Raw genomic sequence first — 23080 nt, 5'->3', positions numbered from 1 at the left:
CCGGTACGTTGACCTATGCACTGGGCGTGGTGGCCGGCGCTTCCGGGCTGACCGACACGGCCACGGGTGAAGCGGTCAATCTGTCGCTCAACGGCACAACGGTGGAAGGCCGCACGGCCAGTACCAACCTGCTGGTGTTCACGGTCAGCGTGGCCGCCAATGGCGATGTCACGCTCGACCAGATCCGGGCGCTGGTGCATCCCGACGCCACCAATCCCGATGACGCCAAGAGCCTGACCTCGGACAACCTGGTCACGCTGATCGCGACCAAGACCGACAAGGACGGCGACAGCGCCTCAGCGACACTCAACATCGGACAGAACCTGGTGTTCGAGGACGACGGCCCTTCGGTCGCGTTCGGCAACCTGATCGGCACCGGCAGCGTGCTTGCGCAATACGGATTCTGGGAGAAATCGGCCGGGGCCGATGGGCTGGGAGCCGCTGGCCTGGACATCGCGCTGGTCAATGGCCAGTTCACCCTGGTCAGACCCGACGACACGACCACGACCGGGACCGGCACGCTCGTCGAGCAAGCACTCTCGCCGGATGCCAATGGCGCGTACCATTTCGCCGGGACGTTGACCGGTGACTTCGACAACAACGCCGCCACCGCCGATACCAGCGTCGACTACACGCTGACCGCCTATGCCAATGGCAGCTATGCATTGGACCTGGTGCAAGGCTTCAGCTCGACCATCGTACGTAGCAGTGCCGACGGTTCGCTCGATGCCGGTGGCCCGGATCCGGTGCGCACCTTGTTGATCCCTGAGACGAACAATCCGACCATTCCTTCGGCATCCGAAGAAATCGTGTTCTTCTCCGCGAAGGCACTGGCCTCCACCACGGATATCCTGACCGGCATCGGGCTCGGAGCCCCCGACCCCACCGAGGCGGCCCTGCAAACCACGCCACTGCCGTCCTACATCGACCCGACGGCCATGAACGTCAGCACCTCCGGCATCGGCGTCGGCAACAACCTGCTGCAAGGGGACAACCTGGCGGCAATCGGCGCGGCCGATGAAAGCTTCGTCATCAACCCGGAGAGCCTGGTAACAGGCATGAAAATCTTCATCGACAACTCGGTGGCCGGCTACAACACCGCGACCGAGGATTTGTACTTCCGGATCTATTACGAAGACGGCACGTTCTCCAACCTCACCGAGGTCAACACCCTGACGCCCGAAGCAGGTGGCCAGGTGTCCTTCGAAATCGAGCGCGAGGGCACGGCGATGATCGATGCCGTCCAGCTCACAATGGGCCGTGGCGCGATCAAGATTCCGGTCATCCAGTTCATCCAGGAAACCGAGAACCTGGCCAGCGATGTGCAACTCTCGTTCAACGCAACGCTGACGGACAAGGACGGCGATACCGCGACCAGTGCGTTCGACGCCAACCTGTTCGCCAACAACGCAGCCGATGCACTCTTCGACTACACGCTGGTGGGCACGGGCGGCGAGCGTGATGCCTTCAACGTCGATCTGACATTCACCGAGAACCAGTACCAGGTCACGGGCTTTGATGTAAGCCAAAACCTGCGGGACACGCTGGTGCTCAATGGTGACCAGAGCGCCGTTGTCCAATCGATCGATAACGCCGGCGCGGACAGCATCGTGACGGTCGCCGAGTCTGGCGGGCAAATTACGACCATTACGTTGGTGGGCGTGGACCTGCAGAGCAGCGACGTTGTCTTTGGCAACGCCTGAAGCATCGCGTGCGTGAAAGATGCGAGGATGGCCTGGAAACCATCCTCGCATCGCTTTTCATACCTTCCCTGATCACGACGAAACCAGCTCACCCCTTTGACGGCAGGCATCGAGTCTTACAGACAAATACCCAGTAACAAGGAGCGCCAGTCCTGAGGCTACGTCGTCTTGCGCCTTTGCCTACAACTAAGCCAGAATCCGCCCGCTTGTGCGCCTTGGGGCCGGACTCTATCGTTTCCTGGTCGCTGACGAATCAGCGGTCGGGTTTAGCGACCCGAACCATAGGCACATAAGCAACCATGCTTCATTGCGGGATCTAACCGCAATTACGTCATGGCGGCTGTATGTAGGAGACCTTCGGGTCTGCCGGGTGCCTATGTCCGGTTCGCTAACCTGCGTGCAGTCGCCACCATTCTGTTTAGCGACAGGTCTTGGCGGCTCCCATTCCCCATAGGAGCGTCACCATGTTCAAAGCCACACCCAATCCACCGGAATCAGACCCCACCTCTTCCTACTCAAGCCTCGATCCGGAAAAATTCCACGAAGCCACCGAGCGGGCGCTCGATTATTACTTGAAGCCGGAACAGGCCAAACCCAAGAAAGGCCGGCCAACGCCTAAGCTCTTCACCGTTGTCGATGGCATCGACACTGAAAGCCTGCTCGCCAACCTCAGCGAAAACCTGGCCTCAGCCAACGCCATGATCAGCGACCTGGCATTCGATCTTGAGGGTTCTCGCCGGCATGTTGCGATGGGTATCCAGCAAGTGATTGAAGTGAATGAGCTGCTGGCGAATCGGGCGCTGGATATCGCCGATCCACGTTAACAACTCGCCCCAAATCGAAAGGGTTGGCGGGCACTTGTAAACGCCTCGACTACAAGGCCGCCAACTCGCTCCCACACAGATCGGTCAATCCAACTCCACCCAAGTGGACTCCGGCGGCTCTTCACTGTTGGTAAGCCCATGCTTGAGCGCATACATCAACAGGTCGATGCGGTTGATAAGATCAAGCTTCTGATAGATGTTACTGAGGTGATTGTGCACCGTGTGCTCGCTGATACCCAGGCGCTCAGCGATGCTGATGTATTTGGCAGACGGGTCCCCCACGATGGCACGAATCAATTCCTTCTCACGCAGCGTCAACCGAGCCTGTTTCGCCTGCTCCAGATTGCATTGGGGGGTTGCATGGCCGATGGCGGCATAGCCGGAAAGCCCACCGGCCCAGGCCCTATCCATTCCGATATCGCGATGGTGCACCTTGACGATGGCCTGGATGATCGACTCCGTCGGGTCTTCGGCCAACACGATACCGCGTGCGCCCGCCTCTATCGCCTGGGCAACAGGAACGGCCTCATACAAGCCCTTGAGCACGAGCACTTTCATCTGCGCGCTGCGGGTCAGCCCGGCAACCACTTCCAGAGGGTTGAGTGCATCGGGAAAGAAACTGAAGAAAATCACGTTGGGCCGCAACTGATCGGCAAGGTCCAGTGCATGGGTATAGGTCGAAGCCTGACCGCTCACTTCCATCTGCGGCTTTCTGGCGTTGATCAAGTCATGAAGCCCCCGGAGGACAAGGGGACGACAATCGACCAACATCACGCGGATGGGTGCTCTATGATCCGGTCTCATATCGTTAACCCCCTCGCAAGACAAACCAGGATGTCCACTGGATGTTCTGGTGGGGGTAGCGTGCATTTCAAGAAGCCGGAAGAAACCATCGAGACAACCTGAATAGGAATAATTATCAACAGCTTACACATGATAATGTGCCCCTTTCGAGCTCGTAGGCTGAGTCTAGGCCAGCCCAGCGCGCCACAGGCAGCCCATCAGCCAGCCGTCGACCGAGGCTTGGCGCCGACCCGTCTGCCCAAACTTCCCGAAAGTGAAAAAACACCCGCTAAATCAGCTCGTTAAGCCAGGAGCGAGGCATTGGCAGCCTGTATGACGCCGAGAGACAATCGTCAATTAATCGACGAGCGGCACGCACTTACACATCTCAATAAACATGACGTCAATATACCGTCAAAAACCTGCTCCGAATCAGCCAACGGTGTGCTGCATGGGCCTATCCCGATCAACGAAAGTCCTGGCCAACGCTGCCGGAACTCAACCAGCCATTCACATTCTCGATACCCTCGGCCGGTGGTTTTCCCGCCCAGCGGTTCAGGATCAGCACGTTGCTGAGAAAGTCGTATTGGGTCTTTAGCAAGTCGCGCCGAGCGCGGAACTCATTGCGTACACTGGCCAGGACATCGACGGAATTGACCATCCCGTAGCTCAGCGCTTTCTCGGCAGCCACCCTCGATAACTGTGCCGATTCCAATGCCAGCCGGTTCGCACCGATTTTTTCGCCATTGGAATTGGCGGTCAGGTAGGCGTTGGTGATCTCCTTGACCACCCGGCGCCGGGTCGCCTCCAACTGTTGCTCGGCAACCACTTGATCCTCGTAGAGTCCACGGACCCGCGCCGAGGTCGAGCCACCGCTGTACAGCGGCACCTGGAGACCTATCCCGGCGACATAACTGTCGGTGCGGGGGGCCAGGGAGTTGTTGTAACCCTCATTGGTCTGTTGGGCACTCAGGTTCAGGCTCAGCGTCGGATAGTGCCCACCCTTGCCGCTGCGCAACGCTGCCCCCGCCGCCTCGACGCCGCTTTCGTTGGCCTTGAGCGCCGGGTTGAGTGCCATGCCATCGCGAACCCAGGACTCCAGGCTGTTTGCCGAGACTTGCAACTGAAGGTCTTCACGAATCCGGTTGAGGCGCTCCTTGACCGGCCGGCCAACGATCTCCGCCAGTGCCTCGCGACTGAGGCTGACCTGGTTGCGAGCGTCCAGTTCCTGGGCCGTGAGCAGATCCACCCGGGCCTTGAGATCGAGTTGATCGGTGATCAATGCCAGTTGCTTTTCGTACAACGCATTGATCCGGTCCAGGCTCCTCTGGGTGGTTCGACGCTCTGCCCGCACCAACTCCAATTCATCCTCGGCCGCCAGCGCGGTGAAGTAACGCTGGGCCAGCTCCACCGAGGCTTCGGCCTGGGTTTCCAGGGCCTGGGATTCGGACTGCCGAGCCAGGCTCTTGAACTTCTGATAGTTCTCCCACGCAGCTTTGTTGTAGAGGTACTGACGCAGCACCAGGCCGTAGCTTTCGCTATCGAAACTGCGCTGCACCAGGTCGCTTTCCTGGTGAATCCGGTTCGACCCGGCGCTGAACGACAACTGCGGCAAGAGCGCGCCCATGGCCTCGCGCTGATGCTCCTGGCCCGCCTTCGCTTGCGCATAGGACGCCACGATCTGCGGATCCTCCAGCCGTGCCTCGCGATAAAGCTGCATGAGGTCGGTGGAAAACGTCGAGGCGTTGACCCCGGCGGGCGTTGCAGCCTCGGTTTGTGCCAGGACCGCACCCGCGGCGAGCATCAATACACTGCCTAGCAGAGCTGCCGACGCAACCATGGTCATTCCTCGATCATCGATTGAGAAAGGGCATTGCGAGCCGGCTGCATCAGATACTGCAACAACGTGCGTTGCCCGGTGATAATCAAAACGTCCGCCGGCATGCCCGGCAATAATTTGCGCTCACCCAAGGTGCGCGCACCCGCCTCGGTTACCCGCACCCGAGCCAGGTAATAGGCCGTCCCCGTCTTTTCGTTGGTCATCCGGTCTGCCGACACGCTGCTGACCTCGCCTTCGATCACCGGCGTGGTGGCGCTATTGAATGCGCCGAAACGGATATCGGCACGCTTGCCGATGGCGATGCGATCGATATCCACCGGTGCCACCTGGGCCTCGATGACCAGGTCGGACACCGAGGGCACGATATCGAGCAGTGGCGTCGCCGGACGCACGATCCCGCCAATGGTGTGCACCGACATGTCGATCACCATGCCCGCCTCGGGCGCCCGGATGACGATACGAGAGAGCCGGTCTTCCAGCGCCGAGGTTTTCTCCTTCAGGTCGTAGATCCGGGTCTGGACCTCGGCCAGTTGCTTGACGACGTCAGCATTGAAATCCTTGTCGACCTGCAGGATCTGCAGTTGTGTTTCGTTGATCTGCAGGCGCGTCCGGTCAATGGTGGAGCGGTGATCGGCAACCTCTGAACGCAGCAGCCCCAACTTGCGCTCCTGTTCGAGCAGGCGCTGCTTGTCAACGAACCCCTGTTTGAGAAGGTCCGCCAACTCATCGATTTCACCGCTGTAGGATTTCTCCAGATGAACCTTGGAACCGACCATCGATTCCAGCCCCTTGATCTGCTGGCGGAACTGGCCAACGCGCTCGCGCAGCACCGCGATCTGGCCCAGTCGTGAACCTTGTCGAGCGCTGAATACCCGGGTCTCGCCCTGACGCGCCTCCATGCCCCGCACACTGTCGGGATCGGCGATGTCACCAAAACCGATCATCGGTAAACTGTCGCGCTCGGCGATAAGCCTCGCCTCCATGGCCCTGGCCGCGATCAGTTGGCCGCGAGCCATCTCGTACTCGAAGCGCAACTGGGCGTCATCGAGAATGATCAGCGGATCGTCACGCTTGACGATGTCGCCATCGTGGGCAAGCAGTGCTTTGACGATGCCGCCCTCAAGGTGCTGGACGGTTTTTCGATAAGCCTGCACGGTGACCACGCCTGGCGCATACGCGGCGCCGTCGAGGGGCGCGATGGCCGCCCAGGTGCCGAACACGCCGAAGATCACGCCGATGATGACAACGCCCAGGCGACGAATCTTGTGATCGGATGTCGGCAGGTCGGCGAAGCTCTCAATTTGACGACTGGGCACCATGGGATTCATTGGAATCACCCTTGCCGGTATCGACCGAAGCCGTGCCGGTGCTTGCGGGCACGGCTGGCATCTGTGCCTGCTGTCGCTGCGCGTTAAGTTCGGCCAGGACATGCTCGCGTGGCCCGTAGAGACTGATAATCCCGGCGTTCATCACCATGAGCCGGTCAAGCTGCGACACGATGTTGGTCCGATGGGTAATGACAAACAGCGTCGCGCCGGTCTGCCTGAGCTGCTGGATCGCTGCCGCCAGGGCGCGGTCACCGACGTCATCAAGATTGGAATTGGGCTCGTCGAGAACGATCAGCCGTGGGCTGCCATACAGTGCCCGGGCCAGTCCGATGCGCTGGCGCTGCCCTGCCGAAAGCATGAGGCCCTCGCTACCGATGACAGTGTCGTAACCATCGGGAAACTGCAGGATCATCTCGTGAACACCCGCGATCCTGGCCGCCTGGATCACCTTCACCGAATCGACTCCGGCGAAGCGAGCGATGTTTTCGCCGAGGGTGCCTTCGAACAATTCAATGTCCTGGGGCAAGTAACCGATATAGGGCCCAAGTTCATGCTTGTCCCAAGTGCTGATGTCGGCGCCATCGAGCCGAACCACCCCGTGCTGCGCCGCCCAGACACCCAGCAGCGCCCTGGCCAGGGTCGACTTCCCCGCCGCACTGGGACCGATGACGCCCACCATGCAGCCGGCAGGCGCGCTGAAACTGATGTTCTTGAGGATCGGCACCCTGGACCCGGGGGCCGCGACAATCAGGTTCTCGACCTGGACATGCCCCTGGGGCGCCGGCAAGGACATGCGCTCGGGTTGGGCCTGCTGTTTATCGAGGATGTCGTTCAAACGGCTGTATTGAGAACGAGCGGCGATAAATCCCTTCCAACTGCCGATGATCAAGTCGATGGGGGCCAGCGCCCGCCCCAGTAACACGGACCCGGCGAACACCAGGCCGGCCCCTACCTGATGGTCCACGGCCAGGTACGCCCCCAGCCCCAGCACCAGCGATTGCACAAGGATGCGAAAGGTACGCGACAGCGTGCTGATGATCGCCCCGCTGTCGCTCGCCGCCGATTGCAACAACAGCACGTTGCGTTGACGCCGTCCCCAACGATCCATCAGGGTCTCAAGCATGCCCATGGATTCGATCACTTCGGCGTTGCGCAGGCTCTTGGTGGTGTAGAGCGTCGCGCCAATGTGCTCCTTGTTGGCCTGGGCCAGTACCGGCCCCGTCAGTCGTTCGTTGACGAAGGCGAGCACGAGCAATAACAGCGCGCTGCCCGTCGCGACCCAGCCAAACCAGGGATGAAACAGGAACATCACCGCGATATAGATCGGCAACCAGGGCGCATCGAAAAACGCGAACAAGCCGTTACCCGAAAGGAACTGCCGCAAGCCGGTCAAGTCATTGAGCGACTGGGCCGAGGCATCCATGCCGCCACTTTCCAGGGCACGTTTGAAACTGGCCCTATAGACCTGGCGACTGAGCAGCACATCCAGCCGGGTGCTGACCCGAACCATGACACGCGAACGGATCCATTCCAGCGAACCGAGGGTCACCAGCAATGCGGTCATGATCAGCGTCAGCATGGTCAGGGTCGTAAGACTTCCGCTGGTGATCACTCGCCCATAGACCTGGAGCATGTAAAACGTGGGTACGAGCATCAGCGCATTAATGAAAAAGCTGAAAAACCCGACAGAGATGAAGCTGTCCCGGCAGGCTTTCAGTGCCTTTTTCAGGCTGTTTTCAGGTGCGCTTCGCATTGAAACCCCCTGCTCGGGTAACCCTCCTCTGGAGCTTAGATCATGCCTGACAACGGCGTGTAGCAATTGCCCAGATTGTTTGTAAGGGCATATCCAATACCGCCGATTGATACGACTTCAAATTGGCGAGACAGCTGGGCCCGGTCGTACAAAACACTGTTCCGTGACGGGTCGCCCCCATTGCTGTCCTTCTTGCTCCAGTTCCAACTTGAAACCGAAATCCTCGTACAGCTTGCGGGCAGCATCGAGCCCCTGGAACGTCCAGAGGCTCGTTGAACTGAAGCCCCACTCGTCACAGAACTTCATCGCTTCAGCCAACAGGCGTCTGCCGGCGCCCTTGCCTCGTGCCGAATCATCCAGGATGAAGCAACGCAGTACCGCACTGCCGTCCTCTCCTTCTCCGTCGATGGCAATCGAACCGACCACGCGTTCGCCATCCAGGGCCGACCAGACCTCATTGCGCGGGTTGTGCAAACGCCCCATCAGTTGCGCCATGTCCGATGCCACCAGGCTTTCGAACAACTGGCCGAAGTTCGAATGCCTGGAGTAATAGTCCGCATGCATTTGCACAATGCGGCCAATCACGCCTGGACGGTAGCCCCGGGCAATCTCCAACTGCGCCGGCGCAGGCGGCTCCGTACCGAGTCGATGAGCGTGCAGCGCAACGGCATAGCTGGCAATCCCCACGCTCACGGTCTGACATTGCTCGCTGGATAAGTGAGACATGGCCGCGACAACCTGTTGGGTGGCGAAAGCATCGATGGCTCGAAGGGTCTTTTGCCCCTGCGCGGTAAGCCGCAGTCGCTTGGCTCGGGCATCCCGTTCATGGGCAATTTCTTCAATCTCACCGGCCTCGACGAGCTTGCGAACCATCCGGCTTACGCTGGATTTCTCCAAGCCAAGCAGCTCGACAAGCTCACCCGCCGTCAGGGATTGGCGATGGCCGAGTTCGATTATTGTATGCACCGACGACGGCGGATAACCCGTCGCAGCCAGCGTGGCGTGCATGAACCCCAGCTCCCGCACCATGAGACGCGACGCCGAACGGACTTTTTCAATCAGGTCTGGTGGGCACTGGTTCACGGGGGACCTCGGACGCAACGAGCCATTAGTTGTATTGCACAACTAAAGACCCATCCATGCGTTCAGTCAAACCTTGCGGCGCAATCCCGGATAACTTCAAGACCTTCCAGGCCCATGGCATTGCCGATTGCTGGGCCAATAACGATAACGCCAGGGACTTATAGAGGCTCTGCGGTCTGGATGAGCGAGTTCAGCACCAGCTTGATTTCAACAGTTGGGTCTTTATGCCCTTGCAATATCAGGCCTTCCGCCAGGGCGGTGAAGGTCTTGGCAAGCGCGGCGTAGGCCAGCGGCGGCTTCTTGCCAGCATGATTGAATATGATGGTAATCAACTTACCCAAGGCCTCGCTGTTTTCCTCATGCAAGTCGTAGTAATGCGGCGAGAACTCTTCATCGCGCAAGGCGATCAATTGCAACTCGGCATCGAGGATCGCACAGCGGGTATTGTTCTTCAGCGTATCGATATAGGCATTCAAGCCGTGGCTCAACTGTTCCGCTGAATATCCCGATGCCAGGGTCGTACTCAGTCGCTCGATCTCAACTCGCTTGAAGCGTTGAGTCAATTGCAGCAGCAAGTCCGATTTACTTGAGAAATTTGAGAAAAAAGCGCCTTTGGAAAAGCCCGCCTCTTCGGCGATAACGTTGACGCTGGCGGCATGAAAGCCCTTGCGGATCATCAGCTCAGTGGCTGTGTCGAACAATTTGTCTCTTGTTACTTGCTGGCTCTCTTCTCGACCTAGTCTCTTTTTAATCACGCCCTCGGCTCCTTTGGCCAAACAAGATAGCTATGTGTGACTGAATGCAACGAATCGATTACTCACTGTACGGAACCCGTTTTCGCCATCATATCTTATACGCGCCTTGTTCAATCATTTACATTTTAACTTTCAAAAAATGCCATGTATGTGCCATGTAGTTGGAACAGCCGCAAAGGCACCCTAGATGGGGCTACAGGCCCCAGTTTTTGCCGGATAGGCGTGACTCACAGTCTTCGTTTCGCGCCCCTTGATGAGCCCTTGCCGTCCCTTTGAGCGGATCAAAGCGGATATTTTCCTGCCCTCGACCATGCACCGGAACCTGAAAAAACGCGCACGAAGCCCAATGCAGAGCCATCAGCTCGTCAATTCGACGAAATACCACTTGATTTTCAGATACCGAATGGTTTTTACTTGCGCCGTTGGTGGAGCCCAACGCCTGATCAGCGCATCGAGTCAGTGACACCGCTCTCGATGCAATGCCAGGTCACCTCACAGGAGCGGGATTTTAATGGAATATGCCTTCGTTACAGGCGCTACTGGCCTGCTCGGGAATAATGTCGTTCGTGCGCTGTTAAAGCGGAACATCAAAGTAAAAGCGTTGGTTCGTTCCGTAGAGAAAGCCAGGAAACAGTTCGGCAACCTGCCTGTGGAGTTCGTCGAAGGCGACATGCTTAATGTCGAGGCCTTCGCCCATGCCCTGCAAGGCTGTGACGCCCTGTTTCATACGGCGGCCTATTTCCGCGACAGTTACAAAGGCGGGAAACATTGGCAAAAACTGTATGACACCAATGTGACCGGCACCGAGCGCTTGTTGCAAGCCGCTTATGACGCCGGTATCCGTCGTGCGGTCCACACCTCTTCCATTGCCGTATTGAAGGGCAATCGGGATCAAGTGATCGATGAAACCATGTCTCGCAGTGAATTGGAGGCTGACGATTATTACTTGAGCAAAATATTGTCCGAACAGAAGGTCCAGCAATTCCTGGCGCAGCACCCGGACATGTTTATCGCCATGGTCCTGCCAGGGTGGATGTTCGGCCCCGGCGATATCGGCCCTACTTCCTCAGGACAGTTCCTGCTCGACTTTGTCGGACAGAAATTGCCCGGTGTACTCCCCGGAAGCTTTTCCGTTGTCGATGCCCGGGATGTGGCCGAGCATCAAATCGCGGCCATCACCCGTGGCAGGTCCGGAGAGCGCTACCTGGCCGCCGGCAATCACATGGACATGAAGAGCATTTTCCAGGCGCTGTCCAGCGTCAGTGGCATAAAAGCCCCAGAGCGAAAAGTGCCTCTGTTCATGCTGCGAATCATCGCGCTTATCTATGAAGGTTACTACCGGATCACAAAAAAGCCGGTGCTCATCAGTACCTCCACGGTCAAGCTCATGGAGCAAGAACAAGGCCGCACTCATTTCAGCCATAACAAAAGCTCAAGAGAATTGGAGTGCAAGTTCCGCCCTGTTGCTGAAACCCTGACCGATACCCTGGATTGGTATCGGAATAACAACTACACAGATGCTTAACTGAAACAATTCATATATAGCCTGCCTCTGTAGTACTTTTTTTGACTAGCCATATATCCAAGGATTGAGAGAGGTTGGTAAATGAAAAGCCTTTCATATAAAGAAGGTTTTCTGCATCGCTTTGTCGGTTTTTCGGAATCGTTTCCCGAGCAAGTTGCTATTCGGCATCTGGACACGGAAGAAGATACCGTTACTTACCGCGAGTTGCACATCAAGGCTGAACAATGCAATGGCGCTCTTACAGCGCTTGGTGTATTGCCTGGCGACAAAGTAGCGCTGGTGCTGCCCAATGGGGTGGCATTCATCGCTTACTACTTGGCGATCATCGGGCGAGGCGCCATTCCGGTCATCCTCAACTACAAGTTGACCCCTTTCGAAATGGCCAGTGTCGTCAGCCTCGCCAGGCCGACGCTCGTGGTCACGACCGAAACGCTATGGGTGCAACACAGTGAGGTGTTCCAGGCTGACAACGGTGTCAGGCACTCCCTGGTGCTGGACGGTGGGAGCGAACCGTCATCGTCCCTGCCCGCCAACGCAACGGCCATCTCTCAACTGCCTTGCCAGATCGAACCCTTGTTGTTGCCCGAGGGTAATCCGGTCGTCTCGGTCCAATTCACCTATCGAGGCATCGGCAGGCCCCTGGCTGTTTCTCACCGATATCTCGACCTGACGCAATCGAGCGACGGGCTGCATGAGCACTTTCATCTGCAAGGCGTCGGCTCCGTTCATCTGGTGACGTTGCCGCTGTATGCGATCTTCGGCCTGTCCGTGATGATGGTGTTTCCCTTGAGCGTGGGCGCCACCCTGCTGATGACCAACACCCTGCTCAACCGAGACCTCGCTGAAGTCCTGTCCGAGCATCAGGTCACCTTTGCCTGCCTGGTGCCCGATGTCATTCGCTACTTCAATACGCGCCTGGCCAAACGCAAAGGCGCGCTCCTGCCGTTGCACCCGCAGTTGATGATTTACTCGGGGGGCAGCCACTTGCCGGCCGATGAAGCCGAGAAGCTGGGGAAGTTGCTGGGGTGCAATCCGGTGCTGCAGGGCTATGGCTTGACCGAAAGCATGCCCGTAATCGTCCAGAGCTCGATTGGTACGGTCCACCGTGGCGCCATGGGCCAGCCGATCAGCGGCGTGGAACTGCGCATCGTCGATGCCCAGGGCCAGGACGTAGCGCCTGGGCGTATCGGCGAATTGCTGATACGTGGCGCGATGGTGATCGACGGCTATAACGATGCCGAGGACACCAATGCGCGGTTCTTCCGCGATGGCTGGTTCCACAGCGGTGACCTGGTCTGGCAGGACGAGGATGGCCATGTGTTTTTCTATTGCCAGCGCCTGCGAATCTCGAAGATCAAGGCGCAGATGGTCGACCTGGTGGAAATCGAATCCGTCGCCCTCAAGCACCCCGACGTGGTGCGCGCCAAGGCCTATATCGTCCCGGACCACAAGGAAGTCAACGTGCTGCACCTGTGCGTCGAAGGGACTGGCGAGCTGAGCCAGAACGCACTGTCCACCCTGCTTTCGCGCTACCTATCGGGCTTCAAGCTGCCCAAGACCATCGAGATTACTTCTCTCAAGGAAGAGGCCCATGCACGCTAACAGCACACAACCGGTCCTGGCCGTTTTCGACTTCGACGGCACATTGACCGACCGGCACACGTTCTGGCGCTACATGCGCTTTATCGTGGGCACCCGCTCGTTCTGGCTGCGGATCATTCCCCTGCTGCCCAAGATGCTCAGCGTGATCGTCGGCATCACCCCACTGATGCAAGCACGGCTGGCGTTCATCGCCTGCTACCTGGGCGGCCTGTCGGTGGAGCAAGAGCGCGAACATGCCAAGTATTTCATCAGCGAGCTGCTGCCGCTCTGGCTCAGGCCCGAGGCGTTGCGGCGGCTGCAATGGCATCAGTCCATGGGGCACGTCACCGCGCTGGTGAGCAATTCGCCGGAAAACTACCTGATCCCCTGGGGCCAGGCCGCGGGTTTTGACTATGTGTGCGGCACCCGCCTGGCAACGGCAAAGAACAAGCTGACCGGCGGGATATCCGGTACCAACTGTGTAGAGCGAGAGAAAGTCACGCGGCTCAAGGGCTGCTTGAGCAACCTTGATGATTTTTACATTTATGCCTACGGCGACTCATCGGGCGACGACGCCCTGCTCGGCATTGCCAACTCTCCCTTCTACAGAAACTGGTACTGATCGATGAACACTCTGAGCACGTTGGCCCCCAATCATTTCAAGCGCCCTGGCAGCGCCCCGACCGTCATGATCGTCGGAGCCGGTCCTGTTGGCCTGTCCCTGGCAATCCTGTTGAAGAAATGGGGCGTGTCGTTCCGCATCATTGAAAGGAACGCCGGCCCCTCGACGGCGACCAAGGCGATGGCTATCCATTCCCGGACCCTGGAAATCTTTCGAGACCTGGGCGTTGCCGAGCAAGCCATCAGCGACGGCTTCACGATCAACCAGTTTTCGGTGCAGTCGAACGCCAAGCGGGTATTGAACTACAACTTCTCCTACCTGGACGCGCCCTATCCCCTGCTCCTGAGCCTGCCACAGCCGCAAACGGAGAAAATTCTCCTGGAGCGGCTCAGGGAGCTGGGGGCCGAGGTGGAATGGAATACCGAACTGGTGGACATCGAAAACCAGCCGGGTTCGGTGCGCATGACGCTCAAGCATGCCGACGGCACCGACGAACACTTCACCAGTCGTTGGGTAGCCGCGTGCGACGGTGCTCGCAGCAACATCAGAAAACGCCTGGACATGACGTTCGAAGGCTCGTCCTACGACCGCTTCTTCATGCTCGCCGATGCCGATATCGAGTGGTCCGGAAGCAAGGATGAGGGCGCATTCTTCCTGGGTGCGCAGGACGGTTACGTGGCCGTTGCACCGATCAGCGCTCAATCGCGTTATCGGCTGTTCATCGAAATGCCCTACAACCTGCCACCAGAAGGCGAGCGCCCGTCCTTGAGCCTGGAGAACTTCCAGCGCTTGTGCGAAGGGCGCGGGCAAAAGATGACGCTGTCCAACATTTCATCGACCACCATCGCCTCTTTCCAGCATCGCCGCGTGCAATCGATGCAACAAGGTTCCGTGTTCCTGCTGGGGGATTCGGCGCATATCGGCAGCCCCATCGGTGGGCAGTGGATGAACCTGGGGGTTTCCGAGGCCTATAACCTGGCCTGGAAAATGGCCTATGTCGATCAGGGCCTGGCGAATCCGTCCTTGCTCGACAGCTACAACGAAGAGCGCTACCCGGTTGCCCTGGAAGTCGAGAACACCGCACACCGGCTGACGGGGCTGATTACGGTCCGGCGTCGCGCCCTGGTGTGGCTGCGCGACAACGTCCTGCCGCTGTTGAGCAACCGCAAAAAGGTCCAGCGCAAACTGCCGTCGATGATTTCCGGTCATCAATATCACTATGAGAAAAGTGACTACATTCAAGAATCGCTGACGAAGAAGCAGCGCAAGAACTGGAGCAAGAAAGGGAAAAAACCCGAGTTCCAGAGCGCAGCGCCTCGCGCCGGGCAACTGGCGCCCGATGTCGAACTGTGGCAACTGCAAGGGATGCCGACAAAACGCTTGATCGACTTGTTCCACGGGACATTCACGCTGTTGATTTTCAGCGCGGCCGATCAGTTTTCGCCGTTGTTACCAGGCTACTACACGCTGGCCAAGTCGGTGGAACAGGACTACCCAGGCATCAAGGCCTACTGCGTGATCGACGCCCTGAGCAGCGCCGGCCTGCCGGCTTGGCATTCGACGTTGCTGGACCCCGACTGGCGACTGCATAAGCGCTATCACGCCAAGGAAGGCACGATGATGCTGATTCGTCCTGACGGCTATATCGCTTTCCTCGGCGCCGATGCAATAACGCTGATGACGTATCTGAACGTAAGGTCCGGGTTGCTCAAGGGCGCCAGGAAAACAATAACTTGCGAGACCGACGCAGTGGAACTCCAACTTTAAGTCGCTCCATGGCTACTGCCAGTTTGATGATTTGATATAAACAAGGCCCTGCCCTGGGCCATGATTTTTGATCTTTCTTACTTATAGAAATATCGACCGACTTGGTTAGGAGAACTTTATGCGCTTGCAACTTAACGATGTTGTGCAGGAATTCATCGTATCCAATGGGAGAATAGCCCATAGCTATTTCTCTCTTTCCGAAAAGATTATTGATTCACTGTGCGAATCCAATGTCGCCAAAGAAGCAATATTGCTGCGACTGCTGGAACAGGCTGAAACAGTCACTGCGCATTATTTCAATGCTCATCAACAAGTCCTTGAAGGCGTTTATGCCAATGGGACCGAAGCAGCTGTCAACCAGAGTGTTCCCGTGCTGGAGCCGGTGCACTTGAACCCGACCATACTGGCGCCGGCGCCTGTCGTCGAAGCCGTCGAAGAGACAGATGCACTTAACTACGGGCAATGGTTGCGTGCCGAAATCAGCACGGTCACCGGCTTCCAGCCGCAACAGATCGACTTCGATCAGAGCTTCGAGAGCCTGGGGATCGACTCGCTGGGGCTGGTCGATATTTTCGAATCCCTGGCCCAGCACTTCCCGGAAAAGAAAGACCTCACCTCGCAGCTCTTCGATGCCCCTACCCCGACCGCCTTGCTGGCACGGCTTGAAGCCGATCCGCAGGCACCAACGGTGGATGTCCAAGCATGGGTGCTCGACCAACTCGCGGCCATCACCGGCTTTACGGTTGAGCAGATCGACCCGTCACAAAGCTATGAAAGCCTGGGCCTTGATTCACTGGTGCAGTTGGACTTCCTGGAGTCGGTAGTCGCCATGTGGCCACAACTCAAGGCCCACAGTTCCGAGCTGGCCAACGCCAAGCTCCCGCAGGCAACCATTGTCCTGATTCAAGCCGCCCTGGCCGATCCAACACCGCAGGCAGCGCCTGGCGTCGAGCCTTCAGCTGCCACGACGGACACTCAGGGGCAGGAAGAAAACCTGCTGCTCAATGCCCTGTCTCCGTTGATCCCGGACGCAGCGCAGTCGATCGACATCCAGACGCCGTTCGCACAACTGGGCCTCAACGGCTTTGCCCGCGAGGCGCTCTGCCAATCCATGGCGCAACAGTGCTCTGCCAGCGAGTTTGCCGGTGAAGCGCTGATGTCCCGTCGCACTCCTCAAGATGCCTTGTCGCTGCTGGCCAGGCTGAGCTGAGCCCAGCAGCAACAGGAATGGAATCCGGGTGATCGAACAGGTCACCCAGCATTTTGGCGATCAGGGAGACAGGTATGAGTGGCGCAGTAACAACAATGGGCGATTTCTGCTTCAGCGCGATGGCGGGCGAGTTTCCGGGGGCGCCGTCCACGGATGCTCTTTGGCAGTTGCTCTGGCAAGGGCAGATCGCACCGATCGAATCCATGCCGACACGTTGGGAATTGGACAAGGCGTCGATCTATTCAACCAAGGCCGGCGAGAAGGATCGCACGTACCTGGACAGCGCTTTTTGCCTGACCGATGACGCTTCGACCCCGTCACGGCACGAAGGACGACAGGTCGCCATCGGCAAGAAAGTGCTCCAGACGTTGCTCACCCAACTCGCCGGACAAGGCTCGGCGCTGAGCAGGGAGCGCACCGCGCTGGTGGTCGCGACCTCCTGGAGCGACGAGAGCTATTTCGTCACCGGCGTATCCGGAAAAACCGACACGCCGTCGGGCTTTACACCGGGTGAGCAAGTGGCGGAACTGGCGGCGGCCTTTGCCTTGGGTGGACCGGCGTTATCGGTAGACACCGCGTGCAGTTCGTTCCCTTATGCCTTGGATATGGCCCAGGCGCTGGTCAACAGTGGCCAGGCTGACAACGCGATTGTCATGGCCCTGAACACCGTGCTGCCACCCGCGCTGTTCCTGGGTTTCTCGCAGTTGACGGCTTTTTCCGCCCGCGCGCGGATGGAAGCGTTCGGCCAGGACGCCGACGGCATCGTGCCAGGCGAATGTGCCGTGGCCTTTCTGGTCGAACCGCTCGCCCAGGCCCTGACAGCGCAGCGTCGTCCCCTGGGCGTGCTGCGCGCCTTGGGCATGTCCGCCGACGGCGCCGAAGGCTCGGTGTTTGCGCCAGGCAAACAGGCCCAGTACTCGGCCTACCAACGTGCCTATCGCGGCCTCGATCCACGCGATGTGGACTACATCGAGACCCACGGCACCGGTACACCGCTAGGGGACGCAACGGAGCTGGCCTCGCTGAACAGCTTCTTTGCCCCCCATCGTCCGGACGGCAAGAAAATCATCATCGGTTCGATCAAGTCGGTCATCGGCCATCCCCTGGCCGCCGCCGGAGGGGCCTCGCTCGCCAAGGCCTTGATGATACTGCGCCATAAAGGCATTCCCCCGCAGCCCGGTTACCGCCCCAGCACCAAGGTCGACGAGACCTGCCTGCGACTTGCCACCCAGCAGGTACAGCCCCTGGAGGATCATCGATCCGCACTCCGGATCGGCATCTCCAGTTTTGGTTTCGGCGGCGCCAACGCGCACCTGGTGGTGGATGAATACATTCCCGACAACCACTTTGCCGCCCCCCTGACCGCCCCGGCGAGCGCCAGTGGCGTGGTAATGCTCGACCTTGCCATTGTCGAGGCTGAAGCAGCGCTGGGCAGCCACCGTTCCTTGCAGTCATTCCAACAGCAACTCGATCAACCCGCCGCCTCCTCGGTCATGTTCCCTTATGGGCGCTTCGTTGATTACACCCCGGCGCCCGGTCAACCGTTGCTGGGGAAATTCCTCGCCCAAGACCACGTTATCGATATCGATGGCTTTGGCATGGGTCCCAAGCCATTGGCTCATGTCGACCCGTTCAAGCTGTTGATCACCGATCGCGTCAATCATCTGCTGCGACGTTTGCCAGGCGTGGCCGGTTCGCCCGGCACTGCGATGGTCATGTGCTGCAACATGGGCGGCGAGCGCTTCAGCAATGCCTACAGCAGCGCCCACAACTTCTACTCCCGGGCGCAAGGTACGGCACCGGGCGTCGAGGTGACGGACGTGGCAACCATGCTGCCGAACATGTTGTCCGGCTACCCGGCGCAGATTTTTGACTTCAAGGGTTTCCATCAGACCCTGGTCGGCACGGCGGGACTGTTCTGGCAAACCCTGCTGGCCTCGCCGCAATGGTTCAACGATGGCATCACCACGCTGCTGCTCGGCGCAGGGCGTTTTTTCAGCGGTGAAATCGAGGTCGAGCGCGCCCGGAGCAACACAATCACGCAAGGTGAAGGACTGGGGCTGATCGCGCTGCGTCGTTATCAACCGGATGCCGCTGACAAACCCTTGCTGGTGATCCGCGCGGCGGTCCTCGCCCACGCTGCCGACTCGTTGGAAGAGGCTTGCCAACGGCTGGGCAAAGCGCCGAGCGACTATCCGAACGTTGACGTCTGTGAGTTGCAGCCTGCTGCGACGCCTGCCAGCGGATCGCTGCAGGAGATGACCGGCTTCCTGGCTGAAGCCAGTGGCATCGAGACCCTGTTGGCGGTGATGTTGAAGGGCACGACCCACTCGGTGATCGAGGTGCGCGATGCCGGCAAGACGGTGATGTGGCTGTTTACCGAAAAACTTCGCCAATGGAGCCCGGCGGCGGCCGAAGCCAGCTCGCCCATCAAGCATCCCTTCATGTTGCGCTTTGCCCATTCGTCATCCCACGAACTGCAGCAGGTCATCACGCCAGCCCGGCCTGTCAGCGTGGTTCGCGAACCGCAGAACGATGGCGTCGACGTGCAGCAACTCAGCGACATGCTCACCAGCACCTTGCTCTCCGGGCTGCGGGTGCGGGTTCGCGCCATGGAAAGCCTGTTCGCCCTGCACCGTGGCGACACATCCCAGCGCCCGACACGCTGGCAGCGCAGTGCGGAACATATCGTGATCGCCAACGCCCAGCGCAGCCCACAGTCGCTGCACGCCCAGCTCGTGGTGGATGAAGCGCACCCGTACTTCTTCGATCATCCCCTGGATCACGTCCCGGGCATTTTGCTGCTCGAGGGCGTGCTGCAACTGATCGAACTGGCGATGCCCCCTCTGAGCGGACGGGTCGCCTACATCAAGACCCTGACAATCAAGTTCCAGCAATACGTACAGAAGCAAGGCGTGATCGATCTGCACGTCGAGCAAGGCCAGGATCCCCAGGTGTTCAACGCGAAGGTCATGCAGGCCGGGAAAGTGATGTGCACCTGCGTCCTCGGGATGGCCTACAGCTCGGCGTTCGAGATATCGCCAGCCGGCGAATTCACCGCCACGCCGTGCCGTAACAGGGCCCTGTTGCACAAGGCCAGGGAGGAGAACGTCATCGTCAGTGACATGAGCGGTGTCGCCCAGGGCCTGAGCGTGGACACCGTGAAACTGCCGCAGGAGCACTTCTTCCAGGCAGGTGATCCCGAGCACTATTCGATGGTGTATTTCCTCGAAGTCGCTCGCCAGTGCTACATGCAGATCGCCCACAGCCATCTGCGGATTCCACTCAACACCCCGATGAATCTGCTGGCCTTGAGCTTCACCCTGGATCGCCCCATCCCCAGGAACAGCCCGCTGTCATTGGCGCCGCAAGCCGGCTTTGATGCGGCGCTCCAGGCATTCAAGACCAACCGCATCTATATCGATCTGTTCAACCGGGGTGAAAAAATCGGTCAAGCAAGTATTACCGCCCAGGTGCTGAGTCAATCCGCACCGGCGGCCTGAGCATTGAATGGATCTGCCCTCCGCATGACCGTGCCCCCCACAACCAAGGTGTCGCCGTGAACGATGTCAAAGTGCAAGTCATAGTCAAATCGCCCCCTTCTGAAATCTGGAAGATCTGGAGCAATTTTGCAGAAGCGCCGTTATGGGATACCGACGTTCGCCAGTGTCAGCTCGACGGCCCTTTCCAGGCGGGGACACGCGGCAAATGTGTGCTCAAGAACGGCTTGAACATGCCACTGAAACTGGAAGCCGTGAGCCTGCACGAAAGCTATCGCAACAGTGCACGGCTGCTGTGGATCGACCTCGAATTCGATCATCAGATGCGCAGGCTTTCTCCCGACGAAACCCATGTCATCCATAGCGCGAAAATTTCCGGGCCGTTGAGTTTCCTGTACCGCGCACTGCTGCGCAAAGCGTTGACCGCAGCGATGACCACGGCACTGGACAACCTGTGCACGCTGGCTGAACAACGGGCCATCGCCACCCCAGGACACGAGAAAACCGCGACGCCTTTGCACCTCGTGTGAATGCCTTCCGGAAGCATGCGTGCAGAACGCGCCTTCCCGGACTCGCTTTGCTTACTTATCGATAACAGTACATTTCGGATCCAGCATGAACCTACAAAAAAACACCCAGTATCTGCTCATGGCAATCGTTGGCCTGGGGGCTATTGCCCCAGCACCGAGTTTCGCCGACAACCTCGGCCCCTACATCAGTGGCATGGGCGGCGTGAACTGGGTCTCCAAACAGGACCTGACCCAGAACAACAATGATTTCGTCGAGATGGAATACAACCAACCGCTGCACTCGGGCTACGCCACCGGGCTGGCACTGGGCTGGCGGTTCCCGGTCGGGCTACGGCCCGAGGTGGAACTGAGCTACCGCCGCAACACCCTGGACCAATTCAATAACCGGATCTACGAGGGCGGGAGCAGCATCGAGGGCAAAGGCGAAGAGGAAGCCAGCAGCCTCATGGCCAACCTCTGGTATGACATCCCGAACCTGCCTGCCCCCTTGAGCCGGTTCACACCCTATGTGGGCGGTGGCCTGGGCTACGCGGTGCTGACCATCAAGGGCCTGGAAGCCGGGGGCGTCGAGTTCGGCGGCACCCATCGCGACACCGTCTCGGCCTGGCAACTCGGCGCAGGCGTCGCTTACGAGCTGAGCGACCACTGGTCCATGTCCCTGGATTACCGCTACTTCAAGACCGGCGAAGCGAACTTCGGCCAAATCCAGGGCCTGCCCCCGGCTGACGTGGAAACCGAATACAACGCCCAATCCTTGATGCTCGGCCTGCGGTACTGGCTGTAAGCGCTAGACGGATCGGCGCCTGGCTTTGGCCAGGCGTCAATCATCATCCCGACTAACGCAAAATGCCTGGCGCCTGCCGCCTTTCCGGCAAATCTTCTGGCCCGAAACACAACGTTCACCGAGCCCCATACTGCATCTTGATGACTTCACTGATTCTCTGCGCAACGCCGTTGGCCGGCGGCGTGACTGATCGGATCGACTGGCCACGGTAAGGCCCCTCCGCGGGAAACCAATTCTGCACAACGACCACGTTTTTCGGCTGCGCAGCGGAAGCCGAAACGGTAGAGATTTCATTGGTGAACTTGCAGGTATCAAACGTACCGAGGGCCGTCTTGATCGTTTCACGACCGTTATAAGTCAGCTTCTCGACGACATCGAACTCGATGGTCGCCCCGGCGCTCACGGCTTTGTTTTTGTAGCTGACGGTGACGGTCTGCCCGGGTTGCAGATCAATCGGTGTGGAAGCGGGAGGTTCGTAGGTGGTGGTCACCAACGATGCCCCGGCGCCATGGCGATCACCGTAACGAATCAGTCGACCGTCCTTGATCTCGGCGAAAGTGGTCGTCAGAAAGAACGGCGCGTTGTTCAAGTACGACGTGTGCACCGAAGCCACCGGATTGGCGTCGGCAAATGCCTCGCGCCCCAACGTCTCGGTTTTGCCGCGACTGATGGCCGATGACAGGTTGTCACGGCTTTCATACTCCACCACTGTCCCGGCCTGAAAGTCCACTTCGTTGGTACAAGCCGCAGAAGACGTTGCACTGGCGGTCGAGGCCGACGCATCGGCGCTAAAAGCCCCCCAGCCACTGACGGCAAAGGTCGAGGCGGTGACCGCCGTTGCCAGGCATTTGCGCCAAGCCGGATTGACGTTGGACTTTCTGGCAGGTGTGCTTTTCAAAAAACAGATCCTTGTCCCGATGTGCTCATTGCGATCGATCGAAAAACCGATAACGCTCATAGGTTATGGGACGACTGAAGAACGGCGCTATAGCGCAAGTGTGCTATAGGCTCTGACCTTGTCTGGTCCATTATTCAACCTTGAAACCCTATCGGAGGCTCGCATGACCGAATCACTGGAGCGTTTTATCCAGGCGCAAGCCTCTACCTATGACCATGCCTTGCTGGAACTGCGGCGTGGCCGCAAGGAAGGCCATTGGATGTGGTTCATCTTTCCGCAATTACGCGGCCTGGGCGTCAGTGAGAACGCCACCTACTATGGCCTGCGCGGCATCGACGAGGCGCGTGACTATTTGCAGCACCCGCTTCTGGGACCGCGACTCGAACGCGCGACTCGTGCCGTACTGGACTCGGGAGCCGCTTTGGAGACGCTCCTCGGGACCATCGATGCCATGAAGTTCGCCTCCTGCATGACGCTTTTTGCAGCGGCTGCGGGCGGGCAATCCGTGTATGCCCAGGCGTTGGAGGGTGGGCTGGTGGTCGACTCAAGGACACTGGATCTGCTCAAGGAGCAGGAGAGCAGGAATGTCTGATT

General features: G+C 58.9%; 18 protein-coding genes. 11 read left to right on the top strand and 7 right to left on the bottom strand.

What is annotated here, in order from left to right; genetic code table 11:
* Both BLU76_RS05755 and BLU76_RS05750 read left to right on the top strand, forming a co-directional pair.
* Positions 1-1703, top strand: a 1703-nt coding sequence (locus tag BLU76_RS05755; protein ID WP_256572647.1) for a DUF5801 repeats-in-toxin domain-containing protein, incomplete at its 5' end; no start/stop codon positions are given.
* 464 nt (positions 1704-2167) lie between these two features.
* On the top strand, positions 2168-2527 hold the full coding sequence (locus tag BLU76_RS05750) for a DUF6124 family protein (RefSeq protein WP_092221873.1): 360 nt from the start codon (positions 2168-2170) through the stop codon (positions 2525-2527).
* 84 nt (positions 2528-2611) lie between these two features.
* On the opposite strand, the gene BLU76_RS05745 is transcribed toward BLU76_RS05750, so the two are convergent.
* The 6 genes from BLU76_RS05745 to BLU76_RS05720 all read right to left on the bottom strand — a co-directional run bounded on the left by BLU76_RS05745 (position 2612) and on the right by BLU76_RS05720 (position 10069).
* On the bottom strand, positions 2612-3298 hold the full coding sequence (locus tag BLU76_RS05745) for a response regulator transcription factor (protein ID WP_086936599.1): 687 nt from the start codon (positions 3296-3298) through the stop codon (positions 2612-2614).
* A gap of 478 nt (positions 3299-3776) precedes the next feature.
* A complete protein-coding gene (locus BLU76_RS05740; protein WP_092221871.1) occupies positions 3777-5150 on the bottom strand; it encodes a TolC family outer membrane protein in 1374 nt (457 codons plus the stop codon).
* 2 nt (positions 5151-5152) lie between these two features.
* Positions 5153-6478, bottom strand: a complete 1326-nt coding sequence (locus BLU76_RS05735; RefSeq protein ID WP_170867279.1) for an HlyD family type I secretion periplasmic adaptor subunit — start codon at positions 6476-6478, stop codon at positions 5153-5155.
* Positions 6447-8231 carry a type I secretion system permease/ATPase gene (locus tag BLU76_RS05730; protein ID WP_092221869.1) on the bottom strand — a complete coding sequence of 595 codons (1785 nt, stop codon included), beginning with the start codon at positions 8229-8231 and terminating at the stop codon, positions 6447-6449. Before BLU76_RS05730 ends, BLU76_RS05735 begins: the two co-directional genes overlap by 32 nt.
* A gap of 117 nt (positions 8232-8348) precedes the next feature.
* The gene (locus BLU76_RS05725) at positions 8349-9260 is read right to left on the bottom strand and encodes a bifunctional helix-turn-helix transcriptional regulator/GNAT family N-acetyltransferase (protein WP_092221867.1); all 912 of its coding nucleotides are present in this window, start codon (positions 9258-9260) and stop codon (positions 8349-8351) included.
* A 212-nt stretch (positions 9261-9472) separates the two neighbouring features.
* On the bottom strand, positions 9473-10069 hold the full coding sequence (locus BLU76_RS05720; protein ID WP_170867278.1) for a TetR/AcrR family transcriptional regulator: 597 nt from the start codon (positions 10067-10069) through the stop codon (positions 9473-9475).
* A 511-nt stretch (positions 10070-10580) separates the two neighbouring features.
* Between BLU76_RS05720 and BLU76_RS05715 the strand changes: the two genes are divergently transcribed.
* The 8 genes from BLU76_RS05715 to BLU76_RS05680 all read left to right on the top strand — a co-directional run bounded on the left by BLU76_RS05715 (position 10581) and on the right by BLU76_RS05680 (position 21588).
* The gene (locus tag BLU76_RS05715; protein WP_063321618.1) at positions 10581-11594 is read left to right on the top strand and encodes an SDR family oxidoreductase; all 1014 of its coding nucleotides are present in this window, start codon (positions 10581-10583) and stop codon (positions 11592-11594) included.
* An 81-nt stretch (positions 11595-11675) separates the two neighbouring features.
* The gene (locus BLU76_RS05710; protein ID WP_092221863.1) at positions 11676-13196 is read left to right on the top strand and encodes a class I adenylate-forming enzyme family protein; all 1521 of its coding nucleotides are present in this window, start codon (positions 11676-11678) and stop codon (positions 13194-13196) included.
* Positions 13186-13797 carry an HAD-IB family hydrolase gene (locus BLU76_RS05705; RefSeq protein WP_003201018.1) on the top strand — a complete coding sequence of 204 codons (612 nt, stop codon included), beginning with the start codon at positions 13186-13188 and terminating at the stop codon, positions 13795-13797. Before BLU76_RS05710 ends, BLU76_RS05705 begins: the two co-directional genes overlap by 11 nt.
* Positions 13798-13800: 3 nt before the next feature.
* Complete coding sequence (locus tag BLU76_RS05700; RefSeq protein ID WP_092221861.1) at positions 13801-15564, top strand: FAD-dependent monooxygenase; 1764 nt, start codon at positions 13801-13803, stop codon at positions 15562-15564.
* Between the two features lie 118 nt (positions 15565-15682).
* Positions 15683-16774 carry an acyl carrier protein gene (locus BLU76_RS05695; protein ID WP_092221859.1) on the top strand — a complete coding sequence of 364 codons (1092 nt, stop codon included), beginning with the start codon at positions 15683-15685 and terminating at the stop codon, positions 16772-16774.
* 74 nt (positions 16775-16848) lie between these two features.
* Complete coding sequence (locus tag BLU76_RS05690) at positions 16849-20277, top strand: polyketide synthase family protein (protein ID WP_092221857.1); 3429 nt, start codon at positions 16849-16851, stop codon at positions 20275-20277.
* Between the two features lie 56 nt (positions 20278-20333).
* Entirely contained in the window at positions 20334-20804 is a 471-nt protein-coding gene (locus BLU76_RS05685) for an SRPBCC family protein (RefSeq protein ID WP_063321623.1), read from the top strand.
* Positions 20805-20889: 85 nt separating this feature from the next.
* Positions 20890-21588, top strand: a complete 699-nt coding sequence (locus BLU76_RS05680) for an outer membrane protein (protein WP_092221855.1) — start codon at positions 20890-20892, stop codon at positions 21586-21588.
* A 115-nt stretch (positions 21589-21703) separates the two neighbouring features.
* Here BLU76_RS05680 and BLU76_RS05675 read toward each other — a convergent pair whose 3' ends face one another.
* Positions 21704-22546 (bottom strand): hypothetical protein, encoded by an 843-nt coding sequence (locus tag BLU76_RS05675; RefSeq protein WP_092221853.1) that lies wholly within the window; start codon positions 22544-22546, stop codon positions 21704-21706.
* 103 nt (positions 22547-22649) lie between these two features.
* Here BLU76_RS05675 and BLU76_RS05670 point away from each other — a divergent pair, with 103 nt between their 5' ends.
* Positions 22650-23078: a DUF1810 domain-containing protein gene (locus tag BLU76_RS05670; RefSeq protein WP_092221851.1), complete on the top strand. Its 429-nt coding sequence runs from the start codon at positions 22650-22652 to the stop codon at positions 23076-23078.
* Positions 23079-23080 lie beyond the last annotated feature (2 nt).

It is taken from the genome of Pseudomonas sp. NFACC08-1 (assembly GCF_900106735.1).
Taxonomy (GTDB): Bacteria; Pseudomonadota; Gammaproteobacteria; order Pseudomonadales; family Pseudomonadaceae; genus Aquipseudomonas; species Aquipseudomonas fluorescens_Q.
The sequence above is the reverse complement of the archived record's forward strand: the minus strand, read 5'-3'. Positions and strand labels throughout refer to the sequence as shown.